Origin of the sequence: Streptomyces rubradiris (assembly GCF_016860525.1) — a bacterium.
GTDB classification, from domain to species: domain Bacteria; phylum Actinomycetota; class Actinomycetes; order Streptomycetales; family Streptomycetaceae; genus Streptomyces; species Streptomyces rubradiris.
Genome location: NZ_BNEA01000010.1, coordinates 108598 through 123059 on the forward strand (window position 1 = coordinate 108598; position 14462 = coordinate 123059).

A 14462-nucleotide genomic window follows, 5' to 3' on the forward strand; every position below is an offset into this window, starting at 1 on the left:
CGCCAACAGGGGGCGGCCACGCCCATGTCAGGGGGCGTGGGGAGACAGCCGGCCGGAGGGCAGCTGTCGGTGCTGCTCCGGCTCCAACCACCTGGACGGCTGGTTGGGCGGTATCGACAAAACGCGTACGCTCATCAAGCGCACCTCCCGATGACTACAGGTGCGGACCGTTCGCCGGGCGGCCACCCGGCGGCGGACACGACAGGCCCCGAGCGGGGCCTGTTGCGTTTCCGGGGGCATCTTCCTCCCCCGGTTGCACTATCCGACCACACGCACCGTAACGGGTGTGTCGCAGGGTGCGTGAGGGGTTGTGCGGGTGATCAGCCGATGGCGATGGGCTGGCTCGGGGGCTCCATCGGGGGGATCGGCCAGCGTGCGGCGCGGGCGCGCTGCATGGTGTCGACCAGTTCGGCGCGGTCGGCGGGTACGACCCGGACCGTGACGGCCACGGGCTCGCCGGTCTGCCCGGAGACGGCCACGTAGGTCATCTCCAGGACCCACAGGGCCCGCGGGATCTCCAGGAGCTGGGCCTCGTCGCTGTCCGGCTGGCGGGCGCGGGTGTGGCGGTGCCAGGTGAGCGGGCCGTGGCCGGCCTGCTCGATGTGGTCGTGTATTCCGCTCAGGCCGAGATCCCGCTCGCCCAGCTGCGGGATCTGCTGGAGCAGGTCGGGGTGCACCCAGTCGTCGCTCAGCTGGTACGGGCCTTCGCCGGCGGGGGAGGTCACCTGCCGGCGGCGGACCGTCTTGGTGCCCTCCGGCAGCCCGAGCCGGTCAGCGATGTGCGGGGGCGGCTCCATGCGGGTGACCCGTTGCCCGCCGTGGGCCTGCCACGGCTCGCTCGCTGAGGACGCGGAGGGGAAGACGTACCCGCGCACGGGGTGGCGGTCGATCGTGTTGCCGATGGGGCGGCGGGCGCCGGGCGCGCGGACGACCAGCCCGCTCTTCTTGACGGCGCGTACCAGCCCCCTGGCCTCCAGCAGGCCGAGCGCCTTCTCGATCGTGGCCTTGCTGGCGTTGTACTCCAAAGGGGAGGCGAGCGTGCCGTAGGGCGGCAGGGTGCTGCGGGCCGGGAACTCGCCCGCGGCGATCCGGGCCGCCAGATCGTCGGCGATTTCTTCGTAGCGGGTCGCCACCGTGGCGGCTCCTGTCGTGTGATCCATAGGTACGCGCGGCAATCTATACCGAGTCTTCGGGGGGCTCAGCAGAGCAGGCATGCTTTTAATCCTAGGACAAAAAGTCTGTTTTGGCAATGAGTCCTAGGACAGTTGACTCCTGATTGGCAGTAAGGCAAGATCAGTCCTGCGACTGAACGGCCAAGCCGGTTCAGCGTCCTGTCGGCGCATGCCTCACCGCACGCGCCGTGCCCAGCTCTGCGGGGGTGGCACCCCGCGGGCCGGGTCTCTCACTCGAAACCGCATACGGAAGGCACCGACGTGACCACGCACGCCTCCGCGGCTCCCACTCCCTACGGAGCCGCCCTGCACGCCCTGTCCTCGCTGACCGGGCAGCCCGAACGCTTCTTCCTCGGCCAGCCCGGCGACTCCTGCCGCCTGCGCGGCGCCAACCTGGAGTTCCTCGCCACGCTGCTGCTGGACCTGCGCGACGCCGACGCCCTGACCGCCCGCCGCCGGTGCCTGCCCCGCCCGCAGCTGCTGACCGTCGTTGAGGAGCTGGAGCGCGCCGACGAGGCGGCCGGCCCCGAGCAGTCCGACGACGAGATCGAGCGGGGGTGGGCCGCGTGAAGATCGACGCCCGCACCATCGAGGCGGTCAACGCCCTCATCCGCCTGTTCCTCGTCCGGGTGGACGAGCTCCACACCGGCCTGTTCTTCGCGGTCATCCCGCTGTTCGTGATCGTCGTCGGCGCGGCCGCGCTCGCGGTCGTGGTCATCGCGGCCGCTGTCTTCCTGGTCACCGGCGCGCTCGGCGTGATCCTCATGGCCCGCCGCGGGATCAGCGCCGCCGCCGCCCGCAGCGCCGCCACGCCGGCGGTGAACGCCCCGTGAGGGCCCGCTGCACGCTCCCGCTAACCCGGCCCGCACTCGAACAGCACGGTCTGGCCGACCGGGACCAGGCCCACGAGCAGGGCCGCTGTGCCCAGGTCTACGCCTCCCAGAACCCGCCGCCGCCCCGCGCCCGAGCCGTCGCCCCCCGCGCTCAGGAGAACACCACCCGATGACCCTCACCGATCCCCGCACCGAGACGAACAAGCCGCCGAGCTCCCGCCCCGAGGGCCGCAAGGCCGCCAGGGCGGCCGCCCGGGAGGCCGGAGCCCGCGCCCGCCGGGCCGAGGCAGAGGCCGGCACCGCCGAGAAACTGGGCAAGCTCGACATCGCCGAGCGCAGCCTGAGCTTCGAGCAGAAGCGCGACCGGGCCGAGCGGCAAAAGCGCGAGGCCCGCCGCGCGGAGAAGGCGCGGCGCCGCAAGGAGGCCGCCCAGAGGTGGAAGACGCGCGGCAGGGCCCTGGTGCAGGTGCTCCCCGTGGTCGTGGCCGTCTCGGCCGTGGCGGCCCTGATCGTGGCGTCCGTGTGGATCGCCTGGCCGGCCCAGGCCGAGGCGATGCGCGCGGACCTGGGCGAGCGTTCGTGGGTGGTGCCCGGAGTCGTCGAGGGCCTGACCTGGTGCTCCGCGTCCCTGACCATCCTGGCCGTGCGCCGAGGTGCTCCGGCGGGCCGCTACCGGGTGATGACCGCTGCCAGCGCCCTGATCGCGGCCAGCCTGAACCTCTTCCACTCACCCAGCATGTCGGCCGGGCAGGTCAACGCCCTCGCCTCGCTCGCCGGTGTCCTCGCCTTCGAGCTGCTGGTCGGTCTGCTCCAGCACACCCAGAGCGGCCGGACGGCGGCCGAGGTGCGCGAGCAGATCGCCCGGTGGATGGCCCACCCGCTGGTCTCGATGACCGCCTGGCGCATCCGGGCGCCGTACCGCAAGACCGTCACGATCCAGTCGGCATGGGAGCAGGCGTGGCAGTCGCATCACGGCGGCGAGCCGGGCACGACCGCCGCGCGGGTGCGCCGCCAGCGGCGGGCCGAGGCCCGCATGGACCGCGCGCGGAGCTGGACCGGCCGCCGCCGGGTGGCCGAGGTGAAGCGTTCCGCCGTGGCCGCGGCCGCCGAGGCGGAACTGGCGGAGAGCTGCGCGCGCACCGCCGAGGCCCGTGCGACCGAGGCCCGCGCCAAGGCCGTGGAGTTCCGCAACCGGGCCATCAAGGAGCGGGAGAAGGCGGACGCGCGGCTCAGTTCCCAGATGTACCGGGGCCTGCCGTTCATCGGCGGGCAATGGGTGCCGGTCACCGTTCCGGCCGCCCGTTCCGAGCAGGCCGGGAAGCGGGCCGAGGGCCCAGAAATTCAGTTCCCGCAAGGGAAGTCGGCCCCTGCGGCCGCGTCCGGGAACCGCCCGGAACAGGGCGCGCGGAACACCTCCGCCGGCCCTGCCGAGGCTGGGAAACCGGCCGACGGGAACGGTCCGGCACAGCGGGCGGAACGCGACCTGACCCCGTACCTGGAGGTCGCGTTCCCCGTCGCCCGGGAACTGGCGTACGCCGCTGCGAAGGACAAGCGCCGGCGTACCGGGAACGGCTTCTTCTCCCCGTACGAACTGGCACGCCGGGTCAATCTCCGGCGCCAGGACGGTCCCGTGCTGGTGTCCCTGCTGGAGGCCACGCCCGGGTTCGCCGAGGCGATGGCCGCGGCGATCGAGAAGGCCACCCGCGAGGAGCGCGCCGGTGAGGCGGCCGTGACCGAGGAGGTCAGCGCGTGAGCGGAACACCCCAGCGCGGCCTGCCGCCGCTGCTGATCCTGGCGGCCCCGGCAGGGATCACCACCGTGTGGGTCCTGCCCGCGCACTACGGATGGTCCGGCCGGGATGCGGCCGCTGCCGCAGCAGTCGTCTTCCTCGCGGTCCTGATGCTGCCCCGCCTGCCCGGCGTGCTGGCGGGCGCCACCAAGACGGCGGTGAAGAAGCGCAAGAACACCAAGAAGTAGCCCCACGGCCGGGGCGGCGGATGGCACCTCCGCCCCGGCCCTCTCGAAACCCCGCACCACGCAAGGAGCACGCACGCATGACCCAGCCCACCGACTCCGCCGACGGCGGCGGTCAGGTCATCGACCTGATGGAGCGCCTTCCGCCCGCCCGGCGGGACGCCATGGCCAAGGCCGCCCGCACCGAGACCCGGATGACCGCCGCCGGCATCGCCGACGCCAGCACCGGCACCGTCCGGCTCGCGGCCGAGACCGACGGCCGGGACCTGCCCGTGATCGAGCAGGTCCACGAGCGCCGAGGCCTGCGCGACCTGCTCCCGGCCACCCTGCTCAGCCCGCGGGCCTGGCGTCACCGCGCCGAACTCGTGGCCTACGCGGCCGGCTACCACACCCGGCGCAGCCCGGTGTACGCCTGGCGTATCGCGCAGCTGTCGGCCACCGGCCTGCGGTACGGCGTGAGCAACGCCGCCGGCTACCTGCTGGTCACCGAGTACGGCGACATGATCCGCGAGGCCAAACGGTCGGTGAAGGCCAAGGACGGCGTCTTCGACAATACCGACATCGCCAGCCTGCGGGCGGAGCGGCGGGATGTGGGCCGGGCCCGGCGGCGGGAGAACCTGACCGTCCTGTCCGCCACCGGTGTCACCTCCTACGTCGCGATCCTCGTGGCCATTGCCGAGCTGTGGGGCATGGCCCTGCTCGCCCCGGCGCTGCTGCCGCTGGTGAGCGTCCTGGCCGTCCTCGGGGTGCGCGAGCGCGCCCGCCGCGGTGAGCCGCTCGTGCTGTTCGACCAGGCCGCCGCCGCCGAGAACGCCCCGCTGACCGACACCCGGCTCAACGAGGCCCTTCGCACCGCCGGCATCCTCCGCGAGGACCAGACGATCCAGCTGACCGCCCCGGCCCTGGCCGCGGACGGAGGGGTCGAGCTGCGGTTCAAGGCCAAGGGCGTGACGGTCTCCAAGCTCCGCGCCAAGAGCGAGGACATCGCCGCCGCGCTGGACGTCCCCGAGGACTGGATCGACATCCAGGCCCTCAGCAGCCCCGGCCACATCAGCTTCTGGATGACGGACCTCGACCCGTTCGCCGGACACCGCCCCTCCCCGCTGTTTGAGCTGACCGGCCCCATCGACGCGGTCCAGGACGGCATCCCGGCCAGCTTCGACAAACGCGGCCGCCCGGTGATGCTGAAGCTGTTCGAGCTGATGGGCCTGATCGGCGGCGCGAGCCGGGCCGGCAAGGGACTCGTCCTGCGCAACATCATCTGCGGGGCGGCTTTCGACCCGCGGGTGCGCATCCGGGTCGCCACCGGCAAGAAGCCCGCCGAGCACAGCGTCTACGCCCCGGTGCTGGAGACGTTCATCTTCAAGCAGCCCCAGCGGCTGTCACTCCTGCTGGACGCGTACGAGAAGGAGATCGACGAGCGCAGCCGGTACCTGGCCCGCAACGGCCGCTCCGTCCCCGACGAGGAAGACCTGGAGCAGATGGGCATCGAGCTGCTCATCGTGGACGAGTCCGCGGACTACCTGGACACCAACACCGCCAACAAGGCGCAGAACCTGATGGCCGAGGAACTGACCGGCAAGCTCGACAGCATCGCGCGCGGGGGCGCCGGCGTGGGCGTCTTTGTGCTGCTGGCCATCCAGGACCCGAAGAAGGGCATGGTCAACACCCGGCTGCTGGCCAACCTGCTGGAACGGTGGTGCCTGCGCGTGGCCGACGCCGCCTCCGCCAACGCGGTCCTGGGCTCCGGCTCGGTGGGCAAGGGCCTGCGTCCGCAGGACATCAAGCGGGAGCAGGCACCCCTGGGCGTGCGCAAGGGCGCCGAGGGCGAGATGCTCACCAAGGCGTACATGATCGACCAGAACAAGAAGGGCGAGGCGGCCCGGCTCATCGCCCGGGCCGTCGAGGTCCGCGCCCGGTACGGGGCGCTGCCCGGCCAGCGCCCGGACCCGATCGAGGACGCCCTGATGGCCCTGACCGGCCTTACCTCGGTGCGCGGCGGCATCGACGGGCTGGGAGACCCCGCCCCGGCCGGCGCGGCCGCCGGACCGTCCGCCGGCGGCGACAGGCCCGGCATCCTCAGCCAGATGCTCGCGGTCTTCCGGGCCGCGGACGACCCGGAGCGGCTGCGGACCGCGGAACTGCTCGCCGGCCTGGCCCAGCTCGACCCCGACACCTGGTCGGCGGCCGCACTGTCAGTGGACGAGGACGACGACGCCGCCTACGTCCGCACCGGCGGGGCCGAGATGCGCCGGGCCATCGACGCCGAGCTGGAGGGCACCGGCCGGACGCTCCCCTCCCGGGGCTGGACGGCCGGAGGCCGGGCGAACGGCTACTACCTGGCCGACGTGCGCGCCGCTGCCGGAATTACCCCGGAATGACCCTCGGTACGGGGTCCGTACGAGGTCCGTACGGGCCACATTGATGCAGGTCACAGGCCGGTACGGGCCCCGTACACCCTCCGCGCCGGCCGGTACGCGAACCGGCCCCCCGCGCCGCGTACCGGCCGCGTACCGGCCTCTGACCTGCGACGACCCGACCCGTACCGGCCCTCGTCCCGATCACAAACCGACACGAAACGATCTTCCGCTCAGGAGCTTCCGGAACATGAACCCCCCTGTCCGCAGGGCCCGCGAGACCGTCTACACCATCACCGAGCACCACCCGGCGCCCCTGGCCCGGCGAGCCGCGCCCCAGGACACCGGCCCCGCCCGGGTCCCGCTTCCCGGAGCCGAACTGGTCACCCTCCCCGGCGGACAGCAGGCGTGGGCCTACGTCCAGCCCCGGGAGGTCCCCGCGCCGGCACCGCAGCAACGTCAGCCGGTCCCGGCCTGGGCCAAGACGTCCGCCCTGCTGATGTGGTCGGCCTCCGGCAGCAGCGTGGCCGCCGGCTACGGCCTCCAGCTCGCCGGGCCCTGGCTGGAGGACCTGGCCCTGGTCCTGGCCGCGCTCAGCCTCGGCGCCACGGCCGTGACCTGGGTGGTGCGCGGCCTTTTCACCCGCACTTCCCACGGGGCCGGCCGGGACACCGCCGTCACGGCACAGTCCACCGCCACCGCGCGCGCCCGCACCGTCCTCGGCGGAACCGTCACCGCCACGTCCACCGCAACCGCCATCGCCCGCACCAAGTAGGGAGCGCCCCGTGAACACCGCCACCTCGCTGACCCTGCGAGGACCACTGAAGATCGATGGCAACCCTCTGTGCTGCCCGGGTCGGGAAGGCGCGCCCGCACCCCGGCGCCTGACGCTCCTGGTGTCCGGCAGCACCGTGATGGCCTCCTGCGGCGAACAGCACCGCGCCACCGTCACCGGCGGCCGCCGGGCCAAGCGCGCCAAGTGCTTCTTCGCCGTCGAGCAGCTCACCCCCGGTGCCGTGCGCGCTCTCGCGCAGCAGGTCAAGCCCGGCACCAGCTTCCGCATCACCCTGCCCGGCGGCATGGTGATCGAGGGCAAGAGGGGGCCGGCCGCCGCCGCGCCGGCAGGCGGTCAGCCCGGAAGCGCGGCGGCCGTGTTCGCCGCGAAGAAGGCCGCCGCCCGCCAGACCGGACGCGGCACCGGAGGCACCGCAGGCGCCGTCACCGCCGCCTTCCAGGCCGTCACGGCGGTCGCCGGCACTGCGGCCGCGGCCGCCAACGCGGTCGGCGCCGGGGCCAACACCGTCGGCAAGGGGTTCGACATGGGCCGTGAGGGCTTGCGTACCGGGCGGGCCGCCATCAGGGCCGCCGACAACGCCGGTGCCCGGCGCTTCGCCCGCGAGAACAAGGACGACGAGCAGGGCGGTGACACCCGGTGAACCGGAGAGTCGTGGCCCGGGCTCTGGCCGCCCGGAGCACAACCCCTTGCCTGACAGGTTCTGAACTGGTATAGTTTTCTGTGTTGGCAGGGGGTGGCGCCCCGGCCGGCATCACTCGAAACCCCGCACCCGGGAAGGGACCCATGACCACGAACACCGATACCGCGAGCGGCACGGACTGGCTCGACAGGGCTGAAGCGGAGTACGCCGCCGAGGAAGCCGCGTTCGAGGCCGACAGCGCTCGTCTCGCCGCGAGCATGGCCGACGGAATCAACGCGTACCTGGCCCGGATGGGCATCACCCCCTTCACCCCGGCCGTCGCGGACGGCGAGAACGTCGTGCCCGCCCTGGTCGCCCCGGAGGACCCCGAGCGCAAGCTCTACGGCGTGCACGTCACCCTGGACGACGAAGAGGGATACGTCCTCCTCGTCAGCGACTACCGGGGCGACGTCGACTTCGCGCTGCGACCGGCCTCCGTGCGGCTGGACGGCCCCCGCTCCGTGGTTCTCGCCCGCCGCTACGGCCCCGCACCCGAGAAGCCGAAGCCGACACCGAAGCCGCAGCCGTCGGCTGACGCACAGGCCATCGTGCGGGCCATCGAGCGGCTCGTGATCACCCTGGAAAGCGCGGTGCTGAGCGCCGCCCACGCCGGCGGCCGCCGCTGAGTGACCCGGCCGGCTACGGCCGCTCACCGCAAGCAGCCGCAGCCGGCCGGAGGCCCCAGAATTCCGCTCCGCGTCCGGGCGCCGAACGGCCCGCCCGGACGGCTCTCTTCCCCCGGCGCCCCATGGCGCCGGCCCCCGACCGCCGGGCGGCGGATGGCACCGCCGCCCCGGCTCCACTCGAAACCCGATCCCGCACCCCACGGAAAGGCTCCATGCCCCGCATCACCTACCAGCCGAAGAAGTTCACCCCCGCCCATCAGCGGATCATCGACATCGCCAACGCCATCTGCGCCGAGTACGCCGACCAGGGGTTCGATCTGACACTGCGACAGCTCTACTACCAGTTCGTGGCACGCGACCTGCTGCCCAACAAGCAGAGCGAGTACAAGCGGCTCGGTGACATCGTCAACGACGCCCGGCTCGCGGGAGCCCTGGACTGGGACTACATCGTCGACCGCACCCGCAACCTGCGGGACCTCGCGCACTGGGACAGCCCCAGCCACATCATCGGCGCAGTAGCCGCCCAGTACCGCACCCACCGCTGGGCCAACCAGCCTCACCGGGTCGAGGTATGGGTCGAGAAGGACGCCCTGATCGGCGTCATCGCCAAGGCCGCCGAAGCCGAGGACGTCCCGTACTTCTCCTGCCGCGGCTACACCTCACAGTCCGAACTGTGGGGCGCGGCGCAGCGGATGATCGGCTACGAAAAGGCGGGACAGAAGCCGGTGATCATCCACCTCGGCGACCACGACCCCTCGGGGGTCGACATGACCCGTGACATCGCCGACCGCATGGCCCTGTTCGAGGCCAACGTGAGCGTCGAGCGGATCGCCCTGAACATGGACCAGGTCAGGCGCTACGGGCCTCCGCCGAACCCGGCCAAGCTCACCGACTCGCGCGCCGGCGGCTACATCAGCCGCTACGGCCGCTCCTCCTGGGAGCTGGACGCCCTGGACCCCACCACCCTGGACGAGCTGATCCGCTCCGCCGTCGACCGCTACCGCGACCGTGAGCAGTGGGAGCGCGACACCCAGGCCATGAACGCCCAGCGCTCCACGCTCGCCCGGGTCTCCCGGAGGTGGCCCGCTGTAGAGACCATGGTCAACACCGCCGGGTAGCCCCTCGGGACGCGGTCCCCCTCGCGGCGGCCGGGACGGCGACAGCATGCCTCCCGGCCGCCCGTCCCGGTCCCCCGAGCGCCACCGCGACGCCCGGCCGTGGTCCCGGTGGGCCCGGGCAGCGCACAGCCCGTGCCACCCGGCCTTCCTCGGACTGGGGAACGCCCACCCCTCTTGCAAATCTGCTTTAAAGCTGGTATTATTTTTTGTGTCGGCAGGGGGTGGCTCCCCGGTCGACCTTCCTCGAAACCCGACATCACCGGAGGCATCGCGTGACGACTTGTCCCGCCCACCGCATCACCAGCCCGCCCCGGCCGGAGGTGCCGCACGACGCGCAGGCCAGTGGCTGGGTGTGCAAGGGATGCCTCGCCCCGGCGGGCAGCGCGGAGGAGCGCCGACGCCATCACTGCCCGTGCTGCGGCGAGCGGTTCTCGGACGGCTGCACCGGGCAGCCGCGCCGCCGCACCTGCCCGCACTGCGGCACCCTCGACACCCACACCGGCCAGTGGCTCCCGCCCGCCGACCCCATGGCGGACTTCCTCCGCGACCGCTACACCCGGACCCCGTGGTACCGGGCGTGGGCAGAGGCGTCGGCCCGTTTCGGGCTCGACGTGGCTCACCACCTGGTCCAGGTGACCACCGAGATCGACCAGACGCACCTGTACGGCCAGGTCGTCTTCGGTCGGCACGCGCTCGGCGTCCGGTACGGCGCGCGCGGCTTCGAGGCCGCGAGCCCCTGCCCGCGCCGCGACGAGTGCCGCCGGGGCCGCGTGTGGACCCCCGTGAGGACCCGCGAGGACCTGCTCCACGTCCACCTGCACGGCGCGGGCCCCGGGGCCACCGGATGCGACCGCCCCCGGATGCACCCGCAGGGGACGCGATGAGCCTGTATACCCCCCGCCGCCTGGACCACGTCCCCGGCAGCGTCCGGGTCATCGTCGGCTGGGACGCCCCGCTCGCCACCTTCTATGCCCAGGTCTGGCAGGTGCCCCGCCGTGACGGCGCCCTGATCCGCGACCTCGTCACCGCAGGCATCCACCCGTACGAGATCGACGACCCCGCCTCCGTCGTGGACCTCGTCCGGCCCTACGCGCACATCCCCGAGGGCCTCCACGAGCGGCTTACCGCGGACCGCCTCACCGAGGCCGACCCGACCGGGGGCCGTCTGCGGGACGCTCTGATCCAGATGCGCGCGGCCGCCGTCCGCTGAACCGCCCCTGGGGCGACCGCCACCGCCGGCACCCTGCCGCCCGGGCCTTCCCTCATTGATGCGAACAACACCGAAAGGAAGCCACCCCCTCATGCCGTCCGCCGCGATAGAGACCGGCGCCTTACTCGACCGTGCCCGCACCGATCTTGCCCGGCCCGACGCCAGTCCCCACGAGCTGCGCAACACCCTCGCCCAGGTCGTGCCCGCCGTCGAAATGCTGCTGGCCGAGGTCTGCGCGCTCAGCGGCCAGCTCGCCCAGGCCCGCACCTGCCCGGTCACTGGACTTCCCACCCGAGCGGCATGGACCGCTCGGGCCCGCGAGATCGTCACATCGGGACCGGCCTCCGTCCTCCTCATCGACCTCGATGAGTTCAAGCCGGTCAACGACCGGTTCGGGCACGACGCCGGGGACGCCGTCCTCGCAGCCGTTGGCTCTCGCCTGGCCGAATGGGCCACCGCCGAGGGAGGCGAGGCCGGACGCCTGGGCGGCGACGAGTTCGCCGTCGTCCTCCCGCGCACCGACGACCTGCCCGCCCGCGCCGCCCGCCTGCGCACCCTGCTGACCCGGCCCGTCCGTCACGAGAGCCGACGCCTGGCCGTCGGGGCCTCCATCGGCACCGCCTGCACTGACGGCACGGCCCCCGCCGACACCAGCGATGCCCATCTGTCCGCCCTGCTGAAGACGGCCGACACCGCCATGTACCGCGCCAAGGGGCGCGGCCGCCGCGGCCGCCGCCTGGCCCGGCTCCTTCCGCTGCCCGCCCGCCTCGCCCACGTCCTCATCCCCCGAAAGGCCGTCTGATGACCTTCACGCCGATCACCCTGCCGTTCGAGCCTTCCGCACTCATCCTCCTGGTCGGCCCGAGCGGCTCCGGCAAGACCCGTGTGTCCCGGATGTTCCCTCCCGGTCACGTGCTGCGGGCCGACGACTTCCGCAGGATGTGCGCCGACGACAGCGGCAACCAGGCAGTCAGCCAGGCCGCCTGGCACGCACTGGAGACCGTGCTCCGCGCGCGGCTCAACCTGCGGCTGCCCACGGTCGTAGATGCCACCTTCGCCGAGGAGGGCCAACGCCGCCGCTTCGCCGCACTCGCCGACGACTACGGGGTCCTCTCCTACGCGCTGGTGATCAACACGCCCCCGGACATCGCCCACGCCCGCAACGCCGCCCGCACCGGCACCACCCGTGTCCCGGCGGACGTCGTGGACGACCAGGTAGCCCAGATCCGCGAAGCATGCCCGCAGAGGGAGGGCATCGACCGGACCGTCCACGCCGAGAGCCTGCCGGTACTGGGCGCCGCGCTCCAACGGCTGGCGGTCCAGGAGGCCCGCACCAGCGACCTGGCCGATGTCCGCCGTGTCTTCGGTGACAGCGCGAGCGAACTGTTCGCCTGGGACTCCATCAGCCGCGACACGCAGTTCCGCACCGGCACGTTCGCCGCCGGCAACGAGGAACTGTGCGTGCGGTGGATGGACGACGGTGACCCCTTCGACTGGCGGTTCGAGGCATGCGTGCCCTGCCCCAGCGGCTCCTGCCCCGGACCGGCCTGGACACCCGTGCGCTCCGTGGCCGACCTGGCCGCCGCACAGCAGAACACCCCGGTCGACGACGCCGAGTGCACCTCCTGCTTCCGGATCTGACCCGGCGGCACCCCGGCCCGCCCACCGGCTCCAGCGACCGCGGCGAACGACAACGGCCCGTGCCTACGAGATGACACGGGCCGTTGTCGTTCCTGCGGGTGCCGGCGTTGTGCCTCACGACGGCTGCTGGCTCAAGGAAAAGCAGATCAAGCGGCCCTCGCCGCTTCCAAATCCGGGTTATTAGTGGTAATATTGTCCTTGTTGGAACGGGCGGCACCCGGACCAGCGTCACTCGAAACCCGATTCCAGGGAGGACTTCACCATGACCACCACCGACGACTACCGCGCGTCCCTGCTGGCCTTCCGCGCCGCCATCCGCGCCGTACGGCAGTCGCCAGGGCCCGCCACCCTGGCGGAGCTGTCCCGGGCCGCCCTGGCGCTCCCTGGGGGACCGTCGGACTCGGTCACGGACGACGACAAGCACGTGATGCTGCTCCGGGCCCTGGAGTTCGCCGAGGACTCCCAGCTCTTCCCCCGCATCGACCGCATGGTGACCACGGTCGATGACCTGTCCCGGTCGGTGCCGAGCTGGACTCCGCGCCCGTACGCGGCGGAGGCGACGGCGGACGCGGTCCGGCTGCTGGCCATGTGCCACGAGCAGCAGCCCGACATGGAGCAGCACCCGCTCAGCCCGTGGACGCGCGCGGCCGAGACGGGGACGCGCCTGCTCCAGATCATCCTGCGGCGCACCGACAAGCGGCCGGCCGACGACCTGATGGTGCGCACGGCCAAGGAGTTCGCCGAACGACTGCGGGCCGCCGCCGCGCACCGGGCCGTGATGGTCGCCGCCCAATTCGCCGTGTACGCCGCGCGCATGTACGGCCTGTTCCCCATCGGTCCCCGCATCGCCCAGATGAGCGGCAGCTACGTCGAGTGGACCCGCATGTTCGGGACGGTCCGGTACCGCTTCACCCTCGCCGAGGGCGGATGGAACGACGGCTTCCCCCACGGGCGCGTGACCGTCGTCCGGACCGGCTCGTACGAGAGCGTCCGCACGTTCGCGCTGACCGTCCGCACCCGCCGCAAGCTCATCGACCAGTTCGTCAGCTCCCTGTGATCCGTCGGCGGGGCGTGCGCACGGTGCGCCCCGCTGACCGTCTGGCCTACCGGCTATTTCCCGGCAGGGCTCCCGTGATCGACCTGCGGGCCGCGAACAAAGCGCTCACGTCCTCTGGCCGCCCGGCGGCCCGGGCCGCCACCGCACCGGTCCGTCAAAACCCCAGCACCCGACATCGAAGGAGAACCCCTGAACACAGCCGATGCTGCCCAAGCATGGGCAGAGCATCAGGTCACTACGCTCGCCGGCGGAGCCCGTGACTGGGACGTCCCGCTGTACGGCTCACCGGCCTGGACCCGGCTCCCCCCCAACGATCCCCGGCGGTTCGCCGCCGTGGTTGAGGCCGCCGAACGGTGGCGCCGCCGCCAGGCCGAGGAGGAGCGCCTGGAGCGGCTTGCCGACGAGGATCCCGCCGCCTGGTACGCCGAAGTGACCGCCGGGGCGAACGAAGAAGCCCGCCGCCTGGCCGGACGCCTCGCGCGGATGCGGAGTCTGGCCGAACTGGGAACCGCCCGCACCCGCCGGGCTCCCCGCCAGCTGCGCGCCACGCCCGGCTGGCCCCCCGTTGCCCTCCCCGGCAGGCCCGGCCAGTACCTGTACCCCGATCGCCGACGACCGGCCGCCTGAACCCGCCTCTGCCCCGCCGCCGACAGGCCAACGCCGACCGCTGGCCCCCGGGGCCGTCGGCGGAAAAGGGACCCGGCTTCACCCCGCTGACGCGCCTGCGGCAGCCGGGACCACAAGGCCCCGCGCCACCCCTTCCTTCCCGTGGCAAGTGGGCCGCCGGGCTGCCGGGCGGAATTCCCCGCCCGGCAGCCCGGCGCCACAACACCGTGAACCCTCAACGATCAAGGACGGTCATGATGACTACCCCTGTGTGTGACACCGCCTCCGAACCGGCGACCGACAAGGACGGCCGCCCGTACGCGAACGGCTTCCGGCCGGCGGTGCTGGAATGGGACGGCTGGACGTGCGCCGACTGCATTCGCCGGGCAGTAA

Annotated in this window: 16 protein-coding genes; 15 read left to right on the forward strand and 1 reads right to left on the reverse strand. The window is 72.7% G+C overall.

Annotated elements, in window-relative coordinates:
• Positions 1-320: 320 nt before the first annotated feature.
• Positions 321-1160: a GntR family transcriptional regulator gene (locus Srubr_RS13010; protein WP_189998296.1), complete on the reverse strand. Its 840-nt coding sequence runs from the start codon at positions 1158-1160 to the stop codon at positions 321-323.
• 273 nt (positions 1161-1433) lie between these two features.
• Between Srubr_RS13010 and Srubr_RS13015 the strand changes: the two genes are divergently transcribed.
• The 15 genes from Srubr_RS13015 to Srubr_RS13085 all read left to right on the forward strand — a co-directional run bounded on the left by Srubr_RS13015 (position 1434) and on the right by Srubr_RS13085 (position 14090).
• Positions 1434-1742: a hypothetical protein gene (locus Srubr_RS13015; protein ID WP_189998297.1), complete on the forward strand. Its 309-nt coding sequence runs from the start codon at positions 1434-1436 to the stop codon at positions 1740-1742.
• On the forward strand, positions 1739-2005 hold the full coding sequence (locus tag Srubr_RS13020) for a hypothetical protein (protein ID WP_229926928.1): 267 nt from the start codon (positions 1739-1741) through the stop codon (positions 2003-2005). The genes Srubr_RS13015 and Srubr_RS13020 overlap by 4 nt, the downstream gene beginning before the upstream one ends.
• Before the next feature lie 169 nt (positions 2006-2174).
• Positions 2175-3758, forward strand: coding sequence for a DUF2637 domain-containing protein (locus Srubr_RS13025; protein ID WP_189998299.1), 1584 nt, complete (start codon positions 2175-2177; stop codon positions 3756-3758).
• Positions 3755-3982 (forward strand): hypothetical protein, encoded by a 228-nt coding sequence (locus Srubr_RS13030; protein WP_189998300.1) that lies wholly within the window; start codon positions 3755-3757, stop codon positions 3980-3982. The genes Srubr_RS13025 and Srubr_RS13030 overlap by 4 nt, the downstream gene beginning before the upstream one ends.
• A gap of 77 nt (positions 3983-4059) precedes the next feature.
• Positions 4060-6360: a hypothetical protein gene (locus Srubr_RS13035; RefSeq protein WP_189998301.1), complete on the forward strand. Its 2301-nt coding sequence runs from the start codon at positions 4060-4062 to the stop codon at positions 6358-6360.
• A gap of 226 nt (positions 6361-6586) precedes the next feature.
• Positions 6587-7111, forward strand: coding sequence for a hypothetical protein (locus Srubr_RS13040; protein WP_189998302.1), 525 nt, complete (start codon positions 6587-6589; stop codon positions 7109-7111).
• A gap of 10 nt (positions 7112-7121) precedes the next feature.
• Complete coding sequence (locus Srubr_RS13045; RefSeq protein WP_189998303.1) at positions 7122-7772, forward strand: hypothetical protein; 651 nt, start codon at positions 7122-7124, stop codon at positions 7770-7772.
• 143 nt (positions 7773-7915) lie between these two features.
• Complete coding sequence (locus Srubr_RS13050; protein WP_189998304.1) at positions 7916-8437, forward strand: hypothetical protein; 522 nt, start codon at positions 7916-7918, stop codon at positions 8435-8437.
• A gap of 212 nt (positions 8438-8649) precedes the next feature.
• On the forward strand, positions 8650-9555 hold the full coding sequence (locus Srubr_RS13055) for a hypothetical protein (RefSeq protein WP_189998305.1): 906 nt from the start codon (positions 8650-8652) through the stop codon (positions 9553-9555).
• A gap of 272 nt (positions 9556-9827) precedes the next feature.
• The gene (locus Srubr_RS13060; RefSeq protein ID WP_203854996.1) at positions 9828-10439 is read left to right on the forward strand and encodes a hypothetical protein; all 612 of its coding nucleotides are present in this window, start codon (positions 9828-9830) and stop codon (positions 10437-10439) included.
• Positions 10436-10765, forward strand: a complete 330-nt coding sequence (locus tag Srubr_RS13065) for a hypothetical protein (RefSeq protein WP_189999980.1) — start codon at positions 10436-10438, stop codon at positions 10763-10765. The genes Srubr_RS13060 and Srubr_RS13065 overlap by 4 nt, the downstream gene beginning before the upstream one ends.
• Before the next feature lie 91 nt (positions 10766-10856).
• Complete coding sequence (locus Srubr_RS13070; protein ID WP_189999981.1) at positions 10857-11567, forward strand: GGDEF domain-containing protein; 711 nt, start codon at positions 10857-10859, stop codon at positions 11565-11567.
• Positions 11567-12406, forward strand: coding sequence for an ATP-binding protein (locus tag Srubr_RS13075; protein ID WP_189999982.1), 840 nt, complete (start codon positions 11567-11569; stop codon positions 12404-12406). The genes Srubr_RS13070 and Srubr_RS13075 overlap by 1 nt, the downstream gene beginning before the upstream one ends.
• Positions 12407-12668: 262 nt before the next feature.
• On the forward strand, positions 12669-13463 hold the full coding sequence (locus tag Srubr_RS13080; protein WP_189999983.1) for a hypothetical protein: 795 nt from the start codon (positions 12669-12671) through the stop codon (positions 13461-13463).
• Positions 13464-13652: 189 nt separating this feature from the next.
• Positions 13653-14090, forward strand: a complete 438-nt coding sequence (locus Srubr_RS13085; protein WP_189999984.1) for a DUF2742 domain-containing protein — start codon at positions 13653-13655, stop codon at positions 14088-14090.
• Positions 14091-14462: the final 372 nt, after the last annotated feature.